The sequence below is a fragment of the Ciceribacter sp. RN22 genome (assembly GCF_024054295.1).
In the GTDB taxonomy this organism is placed as follows: domain Bacteria; phylum Pseudomonadota; class Alphaproteobacteria; order Rhizobiales; family Rhizobiaceae; genus Allorhizobium; species Allorhizobium lividum.
In genome coordinates this window covers 23,472-39,836 of sequence record NZ_JAMXLD010000024.1, presented here as the reverse complement: position 1 = coordinate 39,836, position 16,365 = coordinate 23,472, and the positions used below count along the sequence as shown (strand labels likewise).

Genomic DNA, 16,365 nt, shown 5'->3' with positions numbered 1-16,365 from the left:
GAAGGATTGAGCCAAGCGTCGCGCGAGCGCGTCTTCGTCTTCCGACGCGACAGCCGTGTTGATCGCAACCGCAACAACAAGCCCGAGGCCCCTTCCCTCGATGTCGCGATCAGCAGTTCGGATGGTCGGAGATCTTCACATCACGACGGCGAAGCAATCGGTCGCGAGGCGCTGTAAACGAATGCCTGGCCGCGCTTCCTTGCGCCGCATTCGCATATCCGGGTTCTTGTGCTTCGGCTGCTCTGGTTGTTATCGGAACTGCGGTTCCGAACCTCGCAAGATTCGCGGCCGCGACAAATTCCGGGCGAGAAAAGGAAACAGTTCTCGCTCTTTTCCTCGCAATTGCGGAGGGAATTCCAAGTGTGTTCACAGGCATGCTCCAAAATACGGAGACAGACTGCATAACCACTGACTTATAGGCAAATTAGCTGGACGGGGGTGTCGCGCGTCAGACCATGATCTGCATCCGAAATGAGGCAGAGAGACCGTTGGGCTAACAAGGTCAAGATTGTCCGCCCGGCAAGACCAGCCGATGACAATACCCGGCATATCGCGACCACTCGCTGCCCATTTTGGCGGTCGCGTGCATAAGCAATATCCCAATTCGGGGCCTTTTCAGCCCATTCAAGGATCGCGTCCTTGTTCCGATCGTCCCGGGCTCGAGCGATCAGCAAGATCGCCCGATGTGGCCGCTATTCACGATATCGCTCTGCCCTAGCGGAACAGCTTCCAGTGCTGCAGGCGGAAGCGGATATCGCCGCCGACGGCGACATTGGCCTCCAGCGGTACCTCGATCTCGATGTGGTGCCCGGTGCCGTTGGTCGAGATGTCGACTTCGGCGATGCGGGTACCGGCGAGACGCCGGCTGGCGATGACCCGCCCCCGGAGTGCATCGCCGTCCTCGGCGACCGTCACGTCCTGCGGGCGGAAGAAGATGCTTCCCTCGCCATCCGGCCCGTCGTCACCGATCCCGATCCGTCTGCCTTCGAAGAGCACCGCGCCATCCTTGACCGTCACCGGCAGGCTGGAGGAATCGCCGATGAAAGAGAAGACGAAGGGGCTGTTCGGGCGGTCGTAAACGTCGTCGGCGGTGCCGACCTGCTCGATCTTGCCCTGGCTCATCACGACCACGCGGTCGGCGAGTTCCAGCGCCTCCTCCTGGTCGTGGGTCACGAAGAAGGTCGTGTGGCCGGTGCGGTCGTGGAACTCCTTCAGCCAGCGGCGAAGCTCCTTGCGCACCTTGGCGTCGAGCGCGCCGAAGGGCTCGTCGAGCAGCAGGACGGTCGGCTCGATCGCCATGGCGCGGGCGAGCGCCACGCGCTGGCGCTGGCCGCCGGACAGCTGGGCGGGATAGCGCTTTTCGAGCCCGCTCAGATGCACCATGTCGAGCAGATCGGAGACACGGCGGCGGATTTCGGCCGCCGGGGGGCGGGTGGCGCCCGGGCGCACCTTGAGCCCGAAGGCGATGTTCTCGGCGACCGTCATGTGGCGGAACAGTGCGTAATGCTGGAAGACGAAGCCGATGTGGCGCTCCTGGACGCTCTTCAGCGAGGCGTCCTCCTCACCGAAGAAGATCTGGCCCGCGGTCGGCTGTTCGAGCCCGGCGATCAGGCGCAGAAGCGTCGTCTTGCCGGAGCCGGAGGGGCCGAGGAGCGCGATCAGTTCACCGGAGCCGACGGAGAGCGAAACGTCGTGCAGCGCCGGGAACTGTCCGAATTCCTTGCGGATATTGGTGATGGTGACATCCATTCGCGAGGACCTTTCAGTGTTTGCGGCTGGCTGCGATTTCCTCGCCGTAATGCAGCTCCAGAATGGTCTTGAGCGCGAGCGTGACGAGGGCGAGCAGGGCGAGAAGCGTCGAGACGGCGAAGGCCGCGACGAAGTTGTATTCGTTGTAGAGAACCTCGATATGGAGCGGCATGGTCTCCGTCAGTCCGCGGACATGGCCGGAGACGACCGAGACGGCGCCGAACTCGCCCATCGCGCGGGCGTTGCAGAGCAGCACGCCATAGAGAAGGCCCCACTTGATGTTCGGGAGCGTCACGTACCGGAAGGTCTGCCAGCCGGTGGCGCCGAGCGAAATCGCCGCCTCCTCGTCGCCGGAACCCTGCTGCTCCATCAGCGGGATCAGCTCGCGGGCGATGAAGGGGAAGGTGACGAAGACGGTTGCGAGCACGATACCCGGTACGGCGAAGATGATCTCGACCCCGTGGCTCTTCAGCCAGGGTCCCATGAGGCTCTGGGAACCGAAGAGGAGCACGTAGACCAGGCCGGAGATGACCGGCGAGATCGAGAACGGCAGGTCGATGAGCGTCGTCAGGAACGCCTTGCCGCGGAATTCGAACTTGGCGATCGCCCAGGCGGCGGCAATCCCGAAGACGAGGTTGAGCGGCACGGCGATCATCGCGACCGTCAGCGTCAGCCGGATCGCCGCGAGCGCATCGGGTTCGGCAAGCGCTGCGACGAACTCGCTGGCGCCCTTGCGGAAAGCCTCGACGAAGACGACGACGAGCGGCAGCAGCACGACGAGCGCCATGAACACGACGGCAATCAGCGTCAGGGCGAGGCGCCAGCCGGCGGTCTCGTTCGCCACTTCGTGGAAGGCGGTGCGGGTTTCGGCGGCTTCAGCGGACATTGGCGTACCTCCGGCGGCTCCACATCTGCAGAAGATTGATCAGCAGCAGCATGGCGAAGGAAATAATAAGCATGATGCAGGCAATCGAGGTGGCGCCGGCATAATTGAACTCCTCCAGCCGGATGACGATCAGGAGCGGCGCGATCTCCGAAACGTAAGGGATATTGCCGGCGATGAAAATGACGGAGCCGTATTCGCCGACGGCGCGGGCGAAGGCGAGCGCGAAGCCGGTGAGGATCGCCGGCACGAGACCCGGCAGGATCACGCGGACGATCGTCTGGAAGCGGTTGGCCCCGAGGGTGGCGGCAACCTCCTCGACTTCGTGGTCGATCTCCTGCATGACCGGCTGGACGGTGCGCACGACGAACGGCAGCCCGACGAAGACGAGCGCCACGACGATGCCGAGGGGCGTGAAGGCGATCTTGATGCCGAGCGGCGCAAACAGCGAGCCGACCCAGCCCTTGGGTGCATAGAGTGCGGCGAGCGAGATGCCGGCGACCGCCGTCGGCAGTGCGAACGGCAGGTCGATGATCGCATCGAGCAGGCGGCGGCCCGGAAAATGATAGCGCACCAGCACCCAGGCGGTGAGGACGCCGAAGACGGCGTTGATCGACGCGGCGATGAGCGAGCAGCCGAAGCTCACCTTCAGCGCCAGCAAAGTCCGCTCGTCGAGCGCGATGGCGACGAACTCGTCCCAGCCGAGCGAGGCCGAACGCCAGACGAGGGCAGCGAGCGGGATCAGGATGATCGCCGTCAGGTAAAAGATCGTATAGCCGAGCGTCAGGCCGAAGCCCGGCAATATGCTCGGCTGTCGCCAGTTCTTCATGAATGTTCCCGCCATCGCCCCGTCGCGTCTTCTATCATGCCTTCAAATCACCCGGCAGCAAGCCCCGGCCCTGCGGCCGGGACTTGCCGATTTCGGCAGAAGCGCCGCTTACCGGGCGGGCCTGTAGATCTGGTCGAAGATGCCGCCATCGCCGAAGTGGGTCGGCTGCGCCTTGGCCCAGCCGCCGAAGATCGGGTCATCGATCGTGACGAGGTCGAGCTTCGGCAGCGTCGGCTGGTCGGCGGGCACCAGTTCCGGCTTGGCGGGACGGTAGAAGTGCCTGGCGGCGAGCGTCTGGCCTTCCGGCGAATAGAGGTATTCGAGATAGGCCTCGGCGACCTTGCGGGTGCCCCTGGCGTCGACGTTTCCGTCGACGACGGTGACCGGCGGCTCGGCGAGGATCGAGAGCTTCGGCACGACGATGTCGAAGGCATCGTCACCGAACTCCTTGCCGGCGAGATAGGCCTCGTTTTCCCAGGCAATCAGCACGTCACCGATCTCGCGCTGGGCGAAAGTCACGGTCGAACCACGGGCGCCGGTGTCGAGGACCGGCGTGCGGCGGAAGATCTCGCCGACGTATTCCCTGATCTTCGCCTCGTCGCCACCGAATTCCTTGTGGGCCCAGGCCCAGGCGGCGAGATAGTTCCAGCGAGCGCCGCCGGACGTCTTCGGGTTCGGGGTGACGATCTGCACGTCGCCCTTCACCAGATCGCCCCAGTCGTGGATGCCCTTCGGATTGCCCTTGCGGACCAGGAAGACGATCGTCGAGGTATAGGGCGAGGAATTGTTCGGCAGGCGCTTGCGCCAGTCGGCCGGGATCTTGCCGGTCGCCTTGGCGATCGCATCGATGTCGCCTTCGAGCGCCAGCGTCACGACGTCGGCGTCGAGCCCGTCGATGACCGAGCGGGCCTGTTTGCCCGAACCACCGTGGGACTGCTGGACGGTGACGTCTTCGCCGGTCTCGGCCTTCCAGTGCCTGGCGAAGGCGGCGTTGTATTCCTTGTAGAACTCACGCGTCGGATCATAGGAGACATTCAGCAGCTTCGTGTCGGCAAAGGCCGGGGCGGCCAAGCCGGCCGTCAACGACAGGCCGATCAGAAAACCGCTCAAATGCTTCAGGAATGTGGTCATCACAGCTGTCCCCTTCTTGTAGTATCCTTTTAGGGCCAATTGCGGAGCTCCCGGGCCGTGTTCAGGCCGCACTCGCTTCGGTTCATAGTCGCGCTCGCTTTGTAAAGGATCGATCATCGAAGACGCCCCGCTGCCTACTTCTGTGTCCGCTTGGCTTGGACTTGCCGCGTGAAAACTCAAGAACAAGCGCGTTTTCCGCCACCAACGTGACCACCGCATTTTCTGCCACCGCAACAATCCTCCCAACCCCGTATCCTGACGCCGGTGTCCGGGGTTCGGCGGATGGGAGGTCTTCGTATCGCGGTAGCGAAGCACATGGGTCGCGAGGCGCTGCAAGCGAACGCCTGACGCAGTGCGCCGTTGCATGGCATCTATCCGGATCTCTGAACTTCTGCACCGGGCGCGATCGAAACGACAGAGCCGTACCTCGTAGCGCGGCGGCCCGAGCCAAATTCCAAAACGGCAAAGAAAATAAAGCGCACTTTCGCTCTCGCGAGCGGAAGAAAGATTCTCGGCGTGATCACAGGTATGCTCCAAAACACAGGGGCAGACTGCACATGCGCTCACTAATGGGCAAATTAGCGGAATTGGCGAAGGTACAAGGCAGTCAGTAGCCTGGAACAGTACTGCACGAGCGCAGATGATACGGAGTGCGCAGATCACGAACCAGCGGAGCCATCCTTCGCCACGTCGGACGCTCCCTGCAGGGACTCATCAAGCGGAAGAGTGCCGCCGCACTTCGTTACAGTCTGGACGTTGTCCTTGGACACACCTTCTCGCTGACGCTGTCGCCAGGCGATCTGGACACGAGAACAGGCCATCTTGGTCGAGACGGCTCATCTCGTTCGCTTCGGTGGCGGCGAAGGCAAAACCTCGGCTCCGATCAAGCCGGAACAATCGCTAATTCCCCGCCGATACGAAGGCCGCACAAACGACGTTCGTACGCTATTCGACATGGTGCTGGAACTATCTCTCGCCCTGTCGCTTCTGGTCGGGAATGGAGACTTCATGCTCGGCCTGCCGCGCGGTCGAGACGCGGAGATAGAGCGCGGCGCGCTGCGGCACCCGAGGCGGAGATTTGCCGTCGTTGAAAGTTGTCATGAGGTTTCTCCCGACAAAAGGCGCTGTGCCGTCGCAATGGGCAGATACAGCGTATGTGGCCGATCAGGCAGCGGCGTGAATCCGAAGGCCGCGTAGGAGGCGGCGGCCTTCGCGTCGATGGCATCGGCGAATATTGCGTGAGCCCCTATCGGCGCCTCGGCGACGGTCTTGATCGTGTCGAACAGCAGCGCCTCGCCGAGTCCGAGCCCGGCATAGGACTCGTCTCGTCTGAACCAGCCGATCATCACCGCGGGGACGGTCGGGTAGCGCGGCAAGCCGGCTTGCCAGCGGTTCGGGCACGGCCGTCAACGGAATGTTGCTCGATGAGAGCGTGTAGAAGCCCGCGACCCGGTCGGCCTCGAGGTCTCGGGCGACGAAACAGGTGGCATATCGGCGCTTGATGTCCTGCGTGACGGCCTCGCGGAAATAGCGGTCTATCCGCTCGTTGCCGCACGAGAACGTCTTGCGCTGGTGGGCCTTGGTCAGCGCCTCTATCGCAAACCTTGCACTCACCGGGGGCCGATCAGGTCGGCATGACGCTTTGCTGCGCGGGCCAGACGGGCGTTGGGCGCGGGCGGATCAATCAGTGCCTTCGCAAAGCGCACCTGATCCTCCGTCGCCAGACGCAGCACGTCGGCTTCCTCGACCGTGCGGCGGGCATCCTCACCCGCCGTGGCGATGAGGTAGCCCGTCAGCGTCATGCCGCGCAGCTTGGCCGCGCGCTGCAACTGCTCATAGACATGGGCGGGAACGCGCGCCTCAAGGCGGGCGGTTTCGACTTCACTTGCGGGTCTGGGCATGGCGGATCTCCTTGGAAAGGTTATATACGGCATACTGCCGGATTTATCGAGGACCGGATGAGCCGAAGGGTTCATCGAACAGGTCGCCGAACCATCGTTCGAACGACCTCGATGTCGGCCTCGGTGACGGGAACGGGCCAGTCGTCAGTGACTGTCCATGTGCAGAAATCGTGTTTGGGCGATCTGCCGGGAAAGGGCCAGGGATGGCCCAGCAATTCCTCAGGCGGCTCCGACGCCGATCGCGCTCAGCGTCAAGGACCATGCGATCCGTCTTCTCGAAGGCTGCGACTTCGACGTCCTCTGCAATCCGCTAATGACGCTTTCGCGCGATCCGGGGTGAGGATCTCATACCTTGTCTTTCAATCGCCAGCCGACGTGCAGAACATCGGGCCGCCGCGCCAGCGTGGGAAACCGTAACCGTGGATCTCGACCAGGTCGATATCGGACGGCCTCTCGGCGACCCCTTCGCTCAGGATCGCCTCGCCTTCGCGGGACATGGCGCCGACCAGGCGATCGGCGATAGTGGCGGCGTCCAGGGCGGCACCGGGCTTGATCTGGTCGCGGAGTAGCTGAGCAACATCCTGTGAGGGAAGCGGTCGCCGGTCGCCGGCCTCGTAGTCGTACCAGCCGCCGCCCGTCTTCTGGCCCTTGCGGCCGGCCCGCACCAGAATATCACCCAGCATTTCGGGAACGTCGCGACCGGCGGCCGCGCACCTTCGCTCTGCAGGAACGCGATATCGAGGCCGCCGAGGTATACAAACAGCGTCAAACGATCGGCGCAGAGGGGGAGCTGCTCGCGACTCCGAAATCGCAAAGCTGTGTGACGCTTTTCAGCGGAGGGATAGAAACGGCTTCTAGTGGCTCTGCTTGCCGAACTTTACCGATCGGGAAAATTAGACTCAACTCCACACCATTTCGGCTGGAATTTTCCCGAGCGGGAACATGATGGCGAAATGGGGTAAAAGTGCAGCCGAATAGGCACTCTGGTTCGAAACACACGCAGTGAGCAAGACTTGTGGCAGAACGAACTTGCTGGCCCGTCTGGCGTAGATGTCCGGTTTATCGTGGATTTCGAAGCCGGCAAGCCAATGGCTCAGATTGGAAAAGTCCTGCAGGTTCTTCAAATGCTCGACTGAGGCGCGAGAAAGCTTCCGTTCTCCGACTTCAGCCAAAAAGATCTATATTTCGAGTTATTTATAAGAGGCAGGTTCTCTCGGCACAAAGCCTACCGAGAACCCAAAAAGCCTTCCGATCTTTTCCATAGTCGCCAATGTTGGGTTTGCCGTGCCGGCTTCGATCTCTGCGACTTGACGCCGCGTTAGTGCAAGCGTTTTTGCGAACTCCTCCTGAGTCATGCCGAAGCCTTTTCGGATTTCGGCCACCGCACCAGGCAGCCTTAAGTCACCATTACGCGCACGCTCCGCCAGTGTTCGCCGGTTTTCAAGAATCTCGTCTTTCGTCGGTTTCTTCCAGCGAGCCATCTGGCGGTCCTTCGCCATTATTGAAACGCCGCCAGAACGCTGTCTGCTATCGCGATACAGCGCTCCATCGCACGATCCAGAATGTCCGGAGACGCGCCCTGGAAGCCGGCCGCGTCGTCCTGGAGTTCCAGAGTCGCGGCGTGATGCCAGTCACCATTAAAAGGGTTTGGAGCGTTAAGCGCATTAATTGACCCTTTCAATGGTTCAAATAATGCATTTTCCGAAATTATTCAACCCATCAAAATGGGTTGAATAATTGCCGTCAGAACTGCCAACTACCGAAGCGGTCGTTGAAGCAACTGATCCGGCTGACCATCTTTCAGCCCCTGACGGCGCTACCGCAGGCGAACAGCATCAACGACATGCTCAGCACAGGGTTCACCCAAGCATCGGAACCGCTGTTCGCATCGAACAATATGAGCGAAACGGCCCCCATTGCAGCGAAGAAAACCATCCCGAAAGTTCCCTGCGCAACGCTCCGCGCCCCTGGATATACAGCGACTGATAAATCACCTTGTGACTGATCCTCATGGCATCATTCTCTGGATAGTCAATCTTGAGGCGGTGCGCGATTTGCTCTGGGCTCCACGCCGTCGAACACCTGCGGCTCTGACGGTGAACCGCTCGCCGCTTCTTCCACATCACTACCGGGCCGTTGAAAGCGAGACCACCTCCCTTGGAGACTTTACCAGCCAAACGCTCCTCAACATATTGGCGGAGGATCGGATTGCTCGCCAATTTACATGCGCGCGGTCGACGGGCAGCGCGGCGCGGGCCGAGCGGGGCGGATGCTTCGGCATCCAACGCAGCTTCCTCACTTGCCCGCCCCAAGGCAATAGCTTGCCAGAACCGGCCGCGCTCTTCACGCTGCCATGCGGACGGACGTCCTGGGGAACGAACTTTCTCTCGTGTACATCTGTCCGATGCACGCTTCTGGACCGCCATTACAACCTCCAATCAGTTGGTGTTGCGACGACCGCTTGAATCTGCCCAATACACGAACGAGCAGTTCCAGCGCCTCATGACCGAGCATGGTATTACCTGCTCCATGAGCCGCTCCGGAAATGTCTGGGACAACGCCGCAATGGAAAACTTCTCCTCATCGCTCAAAACGGAAAGAACAGCGCGGAAGGTCTATCGGACGCGCAATGATGCCAGAGCGGATGTGTTCGAATACATCGAGCGCTTTTGCAATCCGAAAAGACGGCAGCAGGCTACTGCCGAAGTTCATGACATCGCTTCGGCTCCACCTGAATTTCCCGATCGGGAACGTTTTCCGTCAAGCGCCACTTTGCGCCATCCGTTTTCCCGATCGGGAAAATTTACTCGACAAGACACCTGATTTGCTGCTACTTTCCCGATCGGGAAATAAAGATGGCAAAACAAGTCAGAAGTCCAGCCGATATCGGCGCCCTGGTCCGCAGCACACGCAAGGAGCAAAACTTGCGACAGGACGAGCTTGCCGGCGTTTCGGGTGTCGGCCTCCGGTTCATTGTCGATCTTGAAGCAGGTAAGCCGACAGCACAGATCGGAAAAGTCTTGCAGGTTCTGCAAACGCTCGGTTGTTCGATCGATATTTTGGCTCCTGGGGAACGTAGAAAATGACGTTAAGGACTCTCAACGTCTGGTGGGATGGCCACATTGTCGGGCAACTTACCCAAGATAGGCACGGCGATATCGGCTTCGCCTACACCAAAGCTTGGCTTGATGACGACAACACGCTTCCTCTGTCTGCCTCCCTCCCGAAGCGCCCGGAACGCTTTTCTCGTCGTGAATGCCGACCATTTTTCGGCGGCCTGCTGCCCGAGGAAAGCCAGCGCCTGGCTGCCGCCCAGGCGCTAGGCGTTTCACCCGCAAACGACTTTGCACTTCTCGACCGGTTAGGTGGTGACGTCGCCGGCGCACTTCAGCTTTTGCCGGAAGATCAGGAGCCCATAGAAGCAGGGCCTATCGCTGACCAGCAGCCAACACCTCTGGAGGAGGCCGGAATCGTTCAGATACTGGACGCACTTCCGATGCGGCCGCTATTGGCTGGCCAGGAAGGCTTGAGGCTTTCGCTGGCTGGCGCACAGTCAAAGGTACCGGTTGTTCTAATCGACGGCCAGATCGCGCTTCCACTTCCCGGCCAGGCGACCACGCACATACTTAAGCCACCCATCGCGCGCTTCAGGGAAACAACAGAGAACGAAGCTTTTGTGATGAGGCTCGCTGCCGCCATCGGCCTCGACGTTGCTCCTGTCGAGTCGAGGTCTGCGGAGGGGCGCTCGTTCCTTCTAGTCGAGAGATATGACCGTGTTCGCGATAACGGCGGCGTCGTCCAGCGAATTCACCAGGAAGACTTTTGTCAGGCGCTCGGCGTACCACCTGAAACGAAATACGCCGCCGAGGGCGGCCCGACCTTCAAGGACTGCTTCGAGCTCTTACGGCAGGTGTCATCGCGACCGGCCACGGATGTCCTGAAGCTGTTGGACGCCGCAATCTTCAATCTTATCGTCGGAAACGCCGACGCTCATGGGAAGAACTTCTCGATTCTCTACGACGATCAGGGGGCGAGAATGGCGCCGTTGTATGACCTTCTCTCCACGGTCGCGTACCCGGAGCTTTCACCGAAAATGGCAATGAGAATCGGCAAGCGCGCCACGCTCGCCGAGATGGATGCTGAAGCGTGGCAAGTTTTCGCGAAGGAGGCAGGAGTTGGCTTTCCGCTCCTACGGCGGCGAACCACTGAACTATGTGAGCTGGTTTCATCAATGAGCAGCAATATCGCAGACGATTTCCGAAAGACGTCAGATAGCCAAATGCTTGTCGAGCTGAGATCGAACAGCAACAACAGAGCAGACACGCTTCGCCAAATATTCGTGCAAACGATTTGACGTCCTTGCAGTGCAGGGCAAATCTTCCCAAGCGACGCCGAGGGTGGCAGAACCAAATCATGCACTGGACTCAGGACGGCGGTCGTCGGCAGGAATGGAGACATCATGCCCGGCCTGCCGCGCGGTCGAGACGCGGAGATAAAGCGCGGCGTGCTGCGGCACGGCGGAATCAGGCATGCTCGATTTCGTTTGCAGGCGGGGTCAGGGACCGGACGGAGAGCTGGCTCGGGAAATCTGCACAGCTAGGATAAGTGGAATTTCTGCCTGACTTCGGCTTAGATGCCGGGAACAGGAGAGACCATGACGAGACGACCGCGCCGGAACCATAGCCCGGCTTTCAAGGCGAAGGTGGCACTTGCCGCCATCCGAGGTGAGCAGACGCTGGTGGAGTTGTCCCAGCAGTTCGATGTGCACGCCAACCAGATCAAGCAATGGAAAGACCAGCTCCTTGAGGGGGCGACGGGTGTGTTCGGCGATGAAACGAAGGCGGAGCCGCCGGGTCCGACCATCGATGTCAAAACGCTGCACGCGAAAATCGGCGAGCTGACACTGGAGAACGATTTTTTATCCGGTGCGCTCGGCAAGGCGGGATTGCTGGGCGGAAAGAAATGATCGACCGCGAGCACAAGCTATCCGTCGTGCGCCAGGCGAAGCTTCTCGGCTTCAGCCGTGGAAGCGTCTATTATTCTCCACGCCCGGTGCCTGATGGCGACCTTGCCCTGATGCGGCGGATCGATGAATTGCATCTCGACTACCCGTTTGCCGGAAGTCGGATGTTGCAAGGGCTCTTGAGAGGAGAAGGTCTGGAGACCGGGCGGCTACACGTCGCCACGCTGATGAAGAAGATGGGCATCGAAGCGATCTACCGCCGCCCGAACACCTCGAAACCAGCGCCAGGGCACAAAATTTATCCCTACCTCCTACGAAAGCTGGCGGTCACCCGGCCCAATCAGGTCTGGGCGATGGACCTGACCTACATCCCCATGGCGCGGGGATTTGTCTATCTGTGCGCCGTCGTGGACTGGTTCAGCCGAAAGGTCTTGTCATGGCGGTTGTCGATCACGATGGAAGCAGCCTTCTGCATCGAGGCGGTGGAGGAGGCACTTGCCCGTCATGGCAGGCCGGAAATCTTCAATACCGACCAGGGATCGCAGTTCACCTCCATCGACTTCACCGCTGTGCTGCAGAAGTCGCAGATCGCCATCTCGATGGATGGCAAGGGCGCATGGCGGGACAACGTCTTCGTCGAGCGGCTCTGGCGGTCGATCAAATACGAGGAGGTCTACCTCCACGCCTACAAGACCGTGTCCGAAGCCCGCGTCGCCATCGGCCGCTATCTGACCTTTTACAATACTCGACGCCCACATTCATCCCTTGACCGGCAAACACCGGATCAGGCCTACTTCAACGCGCTGGCACCAATGATGGTGGCGGCATAATCGAGGCGGAAATCCACTTAGCGAAACGCCCGAAGCTGTTCAGACAAACCGAGCCACCTCTCGGTTCGCCCGCATGCGCACGCAAGGCGTATCATTTCCGCTATTCAGCGGCGTCCCTGATCGTCCCGACGATCCATTCGTTCAGACTCTTGCCCGCCGCAGCCGCAGCAATGACCGCTGCCGCGTGGTCGTCAGGCGTGAGGCGGACGTTGAACTTGCCGGAGAATTTCCGACGCGGTTCAATGCCCTTCTCCCGGCACATGTCGAGATAGACGCCCAGTGACCTGCGACCTTCCTCAATCAACTCGTGAACGCTTTCGGCATAGAAATCGGCACCACCATTCAGACCGACAAACTCGCCGCGCAGCATCTTGATCTCGGGGTCAAAGGCGATAACCGCCTTCTCGCTATTGATTTCGATGACATTGTTCATGGTTTTACTCCGTGTTCGCCCAGCCATTTCCGCACGCTGGCGACCGCACCTTTGTCCGTGTTCTGAGAAGGATGCGGGCGATGAAAGACACGTACTTCGCCAAACAGGAAGACACCTATGCGAGAACCTTCGCGTTCACTGACCTCTGCCCCGAGCGCTTCAGATCGTGCCTTGATGTCGGCCCAGCGTATCGAGCCGCTGACCGGGCGAGCGAAGATCAGTTCCAGTGTGGCTCTGTGACGCTTTTTCATGGGGAAGTCGGTATCACTAAATGGTACCAAATTCAAAGTCCGTTCTGACCGGACACGGGACGATCCACTCTCCGGGCCGAAGAGCTCATCGAAGAGGTCGCCGAACCATCTTCGAAGACCTCGGCCACGATGCCCGTCCAGGTGCTGAGATCGCACCTGGGTGGACTGCCGGGGATGGCCTAGGAGATCCTCAAGCCGCTCCGGTGCCGCGGGCAACGAGGCATGATGGCATCGTCGCTGGGGAGGACGCCCATGACGTCTGCTCGTCGCTTGATTCACCTGTTCAGGAGCTCGGGCTGGCCGCGCTGTGGAGTTCGGTCCCGTGCGCCCCTGGAAAACGCCATGTATCCGGCAGATCCTGCGTTGCGCTGCCCATTTGGCGGCGCGCTTAAGTCGATGGCCTGATCTGGTCGGCGGCGACATTGCGCCACTGGGCACTCCCAGCTTATGGCTCCTCGTCGGCGGAGGAGCCACGACACTGCCGAAAGTTCATACCTGCCCCGCCTGCACCCAGTCGAGGAGTGCGCGGGCATCGCCATAGCGTGCGCGATCGTCCGGCGCGCCGAGCAGGACCGTAATGGCACGGTCTCCATCGGGCAACCTCGAGCAGAGCGCGAGATTGTACTGACCTGGAAAGGTACCCGTCTTGCCACCGAGGATATTGGGATCCCCTGCGACCAGCATCCGGTTCGTGTTGACGAGCCGGATGGAGCGGGCCCGGGGTCCCTCGACGGAAATGTTGGAGCCCGCGACGCCCCACCAACGCGCTATTACGGGATCGCGACTGGCAGCTGACATCAGCAGCGACAGATCCATCGCCGTCGAATACTGACCCTCGGCCTTGAAGCCGGGCGAGTTGAGGAATGCCGAATCCCTCATTGCGAAGGCGGCCGCGGTACGGTTCATCTCCGCCAGAAATCTCAGCCGGGGAGATTGTTTCCGCGGGCCGCCGGGCAGAAACTCCCCCATCGCGCGGGCGATGACGCGGGCGGCGACATTGGAGGAGACGACCATCATGTCCGCAAGTAGCGCGTCGAGTGTGAGCACATCGCCGGCCACCAGATTGTTGCCTGATCCTCCCGCCGCATCGGTTTCAGCCACAGTGACGGCATAGTCCAAAGGCAGGTCGAAACATTCGGCGACCGAGACCGCCGCAGCGGCCGTCAGGACCTTGGTGATCGACATCGGCGCAAGGCGCATTTCCGGATTCTTCGCGAAAACGGGAACCCATTCCTCGAAACGGGGGCCGCGCAGGCGAAGGACCACGGCCGACCGCGCAGAGAGCCTTGGGCCTCCATTCTGTTCGGCACACAAACCGGACCGGTCGAGGGTTCCGCTCATACCGCAATCCCCCTCCATCTGTCGGCTCCTTCCCTCTGCCACGTGCGTCTGCAGCGATACTCCGGCCCGTCCCTTCATAACCGGTCGCCTTGCATCGGTGGAGAAAGGCCGAGGGCGGCGGCGGCCGCCATTGCGGCAAGCCCCGCCGTGACATCACTCCCCTCCCCGTCGGCGGTGAGACTGCCGAGCCGCTTCTCGCCGACGGAAACGTCGAGCAAACCGTCCTCGGCTTCCCGGACGCGGATATCGCCGCCGGGGCCTCCGAAGGTGAGGAGTTTGTGCTCGCCGGCCATCAGCAGACGCAGACGTTCGAAGGCGCGCATCTGTGTATTGAGGATCACCCAACCGTTCGGCCGCAAATCCTCGGCCAGTTGCAGATAATCCTCCGGCCGGCGCTTGTCGGCTTCGCCCATACCCGTCACGAGGAGCACATCGGGTTCCAGCAGGGCGGAGAGGCTGCGGAAATCGCCCGAACCCGCCGGGGCCGCACATTCATAGACGATGTAATCCGCTTCGGGATCGGCCGAGGCGAGGAACTGAACGAGGTGAGAAAAAGTCGCCAACCCGTCGACATTGGTGGAAACATTGGCTGCCCGCCCCTCCAGTATCTTCACGAGGACCTTGCGGGCTTCGGTCCGCTTATGGGTACCCGCCACGAGGACTACTTTGCCGCGAAAGCGGCGCCGGGCACAGAGGGCAAGCGCTTGCAGGGCACCTTCGACGCCGGGCGCGACGAGAACAGCGCGCGCCCGCGGCAGGTTTGCGCTCAGCTCGAGTGACGGCGGCACGACCACACATCCGGAGGCAAATACGCCTTCGTTGCGTCGGTCGCCGAACCATCGCTTCAGTTGCTTTTCGGTTCGGACGAACAGGATGCCCTGCAGCCAACGGGCATCGAGATCGGCATCCGGCCCCTTCTGCGGCGCCCGTACCTTGTCGGGAGCCCAGAAGGGCAGCTTCGGTTGTCGTAACCATCTGCCGCGCGCGAGGTTCGCCAGTTCCGAGGGCGTCCACAGCGGTCGTTTCGGGCGATGGGAGGAAACGAGATGCCGTGTGGCGTAGTCGAGGGCTGTCTGCATGGCTCGCGCTCGGCTGTCCCTGGGCGGGTCGTCCCGAAGCCGCCGCGCAAGGGGCACGACCTTGTATCCGTCCGTCTCGTCTACCCATGTGGGCGTATAGCCGGCCTCTTCCACCTCGACGAGGCCGTCTACCCTCCGCCGCGCCGACAATTCCAGGATCACACCGGTGAGCGTGCGGAACGATCCCATGTTCCGCGAGGAGAAATTGCCGAGCGAATAGATGACGAAGCGGCGTTTCGCGACGCCGTCCAGATCGCGGACCAGAACCGATTCTGTGGGTTGCAGGACATGCGGATGACAGCCGAGGACGATATCCGCTCCATGCTCGAAGCAGGCGTTGACCCAGTACCGCTGGCGGGGGGACGACCATTCGGCGTGCTCGACCCCCATATGTAGACAGAGGATAGTAAGATCAGCATCACGCTTTGCCCGACGGATGCGCTGGAGCATCCTGCGGTCGATCAGATTGACCATCCACGGCTTGCCCGCCGGAGCCGGTATGAGGTTGGTCCCGTAAGTGTAGGCAAGGATCGCAATCTTGATCCCCTTTACCTCGACGATCAGGTCCTCGTTCGATTCCTCTTCTGTCCGGTAGGTGCCGGTATGCAGGATACCCCGGCCGTCGAGCACGTCGAGCGTCCTGCAGGCGCCCTCCCCACCACGGTCCATGCAGTGATTGTTGGCTGTCGTCATGACGCCGAATCCCGCCCGTTTCAGCGCGTCGGCCAGTTCGTCGGGACAATTGAAGCGGGGCCACGGACCATTCGGGTGGGACGCGACATAGGTTTCTTCGCGGCCCGAAAGAGTTGTTTCCAGATTTCCGATCGCGAGATCGGCGCCGCGCAGGAAAGGCGCAACCGGTTCGAAGACGTAATCGAAGGAGAAGCTGTCGTTATCCGTTCTCGCCGCTTCGATCTGCGGTGCCCACATCAATACGTCGCCGACCGCAGCAATAGAAATCCTGGTCATGCCGGT

The 16,365-nt window shown here is 61.2% G+C and carries 17 protein-coding genes and 2 pseudogenes; 4 read left to right on the top strand and 15 right to left on the bottom strand.

The window, feature by feature from the left end; all coding sequences use genetic code 11:
- Nucleotides 1-714 precede the first annotated feature (714 nt).
- From NHF53_RS23165 to NHF53_RS23120, 11 genes and pseudogenes are all read right to left on the bottom strand, one after another.
- On the bottom strand, nucleotides 715-1,749 hold the full coding sequence (locus tag NHF53_RS23165) for a sulfate/molybdate ABC transporter ATP-binding protein (protein WP_252836307.1): 1,035 nt from the start codon (nucleotides 1,747-1,749) through the stop codon (nucleotides 715-717).
- Nucleotides 1,750-1,762: 13 nt separating this feature from the next.
- The gene (cysW, locus tag NHF53_RS23160) at nucleotides 1,763-2,635 is read right to left on the bottom strand and encodes a sulfate ABC transporter permease subunit CysW (RefSeq protein WP_252836306.1); all 873 of its coding nucleotides are present in this window, start codon (nucleotides 2,633-2,635) and stop codon (nucleotides 1,763-1,765) included.
- Nucleotides 2,625-3,461: a sulfate ABC transporter permease subunit CysT gene (gene cysT / locus NHF53_RS23155; protein ID WP_252836305.1), complete on the bottom strand. Its 837-nt coding sequence runs from the start codon at nucleotides 3,459-3,461 to the stop codon at nucleotides 2,625-2,627. The genes cysW and cysT overlap by 11 nt, the downstream gene beginning before the upstream one ends.
- Nucleotides 3,462-3,569: 108 nt before the next feature.
- Nucleotides 3,570-4,592, bottom strand: a complete 1,023-nt coding sequence (locus tag NHF53_RS23150; protein WP_252836304.1) for a sulfate ABC transporter substrate-binding protein — start codon at nucleotides 4,590-4,592, stop codon at nucleotides 3,570-3,572.
- A 966-nt stretch (nucleotides 4,593-5,558) separates the two neighbouring features.
- Nucleotides 5,559-5,693, bottom strand: coding sequence for a hypothetical protein (locus NHF53_RS24115; protein ID WP_256481303.1), 135 nt, complete (start codon nucleotides 5,691-5,693; stop codon nucleotides 5,559-5,561).
- Complete coding sequence (locus tag NHF53_RS23145; RefSeq protein WP_252836303.1) at nucleotides 5,690-5,968, bottom strand: hypothetical protein; 279 nt, start codon at nucleotides 5,966-5,968, stop codon at nucleotides 5,690-5,692. Before NHF53_RS23145 ends, NHF53_RS24115 begins: the two co-directional genes overlap by 4 nt.
- Nucleotides 5,969-6,202: 234 nt before the next feature.
- Nucleotides 6,203-6,493 (bottom strand): DUF1778 domain-containing protein, encoded by a 291-nt coding sequence (locus tag NHF53_RS23140; RefSeq protein ID WP_252836302.1) that lies wholly within the window; start codon nucleotides 6,491-6,493, stop codon nucleotides 6,203-6,205.
- 359 nt (nucleotides 6,494-6,852) lie between these two features.
- Nucleotides 6,853-7,176, bottom strand: coding sequence for a hypothetical protein (locus NHF53_RS23135; RefSeq protein ID WP_252836301.1), 324 nt, complete (start codon nucleotides 7,174-7,176; stop codon nucleotides 6,853-6,855).
- 216 nt (nucleotides 7,177-7,392) lie between these two features.
- Nucleotides 7,393-7,665, bottom strand: a complete 273-nt coding sequence (locus NHF53_RS24350; protein ID WP_374591319.1) for a hypothetical protein — start codon at nucleotides 7,663-7,665, stop codon at nucleotides 7,393-7,395.
- Nucleotides 7,666-7,683: 18 nt separating this feature from the next.
- Nucleotides 7,684-7,974 carry a helix-turn-helix transcriptional regulator gene (locus NHF53_RS23125; protein ID WP_252836300.1) on the bottom strand — a complete coding sequence of 97 codons (291 nt, stop codon included), beginning with the start codon at nucleotides 7,972-7,974 and terminating at the stop codon, nucleotides 7,684-7,686.
- 459 nt (nucleotides 7,975-8,433) lie between these two features.
- Nucleotides 8,434-8,562, bottom strand: a pseudogene (locus NHF53_RS23120) (IS30 family transposase); the annotation flags it as partial.
- A 394-nt stretch (nucleotides 8,563-8,956) separates the two neighbouring features.
- On the opposite strand from NHF53_RS23120, the pseudogene NHF53_RS23115 reads away from it, so the two are divergent.
- The 4 genes and pseudogenes from NHF53_RS23115 to NHF53_RS23100 form a co-directional block, all read left to right on the top strand.
- Nucleotides 8,957-9,181: pseudogene (locus NHF53_RS23115) on the top strand (IS3 family transposase); the annotation flags it as partial.
- A gap of 167 nt (nucleotides 9,182-9,348) precedes the next feature.
- Nucleotides 9,349-9,579, top strand: a complete 231-nt coding sequence (locus NHF53_RS23110; RefSeq protein ID WP_071832086.1) for a helix-turn-helix transcriptional regulator — start codon at nucleotides 9,349-9,351, stop codon at nucleotides 9,577-9,579.
- Nucleotides 9,576-10,847 carry a type II toxin-antitoxin system HipA family toxin gene (locus tag NHF53_RS23105; RefSeq protein WP_252836299.1) on the top strand — a complete coding sequence of 424 codons (1,272 nt, stop codon included), beginning with the start codon at nucleotides 9,576-9,578 and terminating at the stop codon, nucleotides 10,845-10,847. The genes NHF53_RS23110 and NHF53_RS23105 overlap by 4 nt, the downstream gene beginning before the upstream one ends.
- Before the next feature lie 300 nt (nucleotides 10,848-11,147).
- A protein-coding gene (locus NHF53_RS23100) for an IS3 family transposase (RefSeq protein WP_252836298.1) occupies nucleotides 11,148-12,286 on the top strand; the annotation gives its coding sequence in 2 pieces (ribosomal slippage) (nucleotides 11,148-11,406 and nucleotides 11,406-12,286; 1,140 coding nt in all).
- 100 nt (nucleotides 12,287-12,386) lie between these two features.
- Here the strand turns inward: NHF53_RS23100 and NHF53_RS23095 are convergent.
- The 4 genes from NHF53_RS23095 to NHF53_RS23080 form a co-directional block, all read right to left on the bottom strand.
- The gene (locus NHF53_RS23095; protein ID WP_252836297.1) at nucleotides 12,387-12,719 is read right to left on the bottom strand and encodes a type II toxin-antitoxin system HicB family antitoxin; all 333 of its coding nucleotides are present in this window, start codon (nucleotides 12,717-12,719) and stop codon (nucleotides 12,387-12,389) included.
- Nucleotides 12,716-12,970 carry a type II toxin-antitoxin system HicA family toxin gene (locus NHF53_RS23090; protein ID WP_252836296.1) on the bottom strand — a complete coding sequence of 85 codons (255 nt, stop codon included), beginning with the start codon at nucleotides 12,968-12,970 and terminating at the stop codon, nucleotides 12,716-12,718. The genes NHF53_RS23095 and NHF53_RS23090 overlap by 4 nt, the downstream gene beginning before the upstream one ends.
- 489 nt (nucleotides 12,971-13,459) lie before the next feature.
- The gene (locus NHF53_RS23085) at nucleotides 13,460-14,311 is read right to left on the bottom strand and encodes a D-alanyl-D-alanine carboxypeptidase family protein (RefSeq protein WP_256481302.1); all 852 of its coding nucleotides are present in this window, start codon (nucleotides 14,309-14,311) and stop codon (nucleotides 13,460-13,462) included.
- A gap of 74 nt (nucleotides 14,312-14,385) precedes the next feature.
- Nucleotides 14,386-16,359: a CapA family protein gene (locus NHF53_RS23080; protein WP_252836294.1), complete on the bottom strand. Its 1,974-nt coding sequence runs from the start codon at nucleotides 16,357-16,359 to the stop codon at nucleotides 14,386-14,388.
- Between the last annotated feature and the right edge of the window lie 6 nt (nucleotides 16,360-16,365).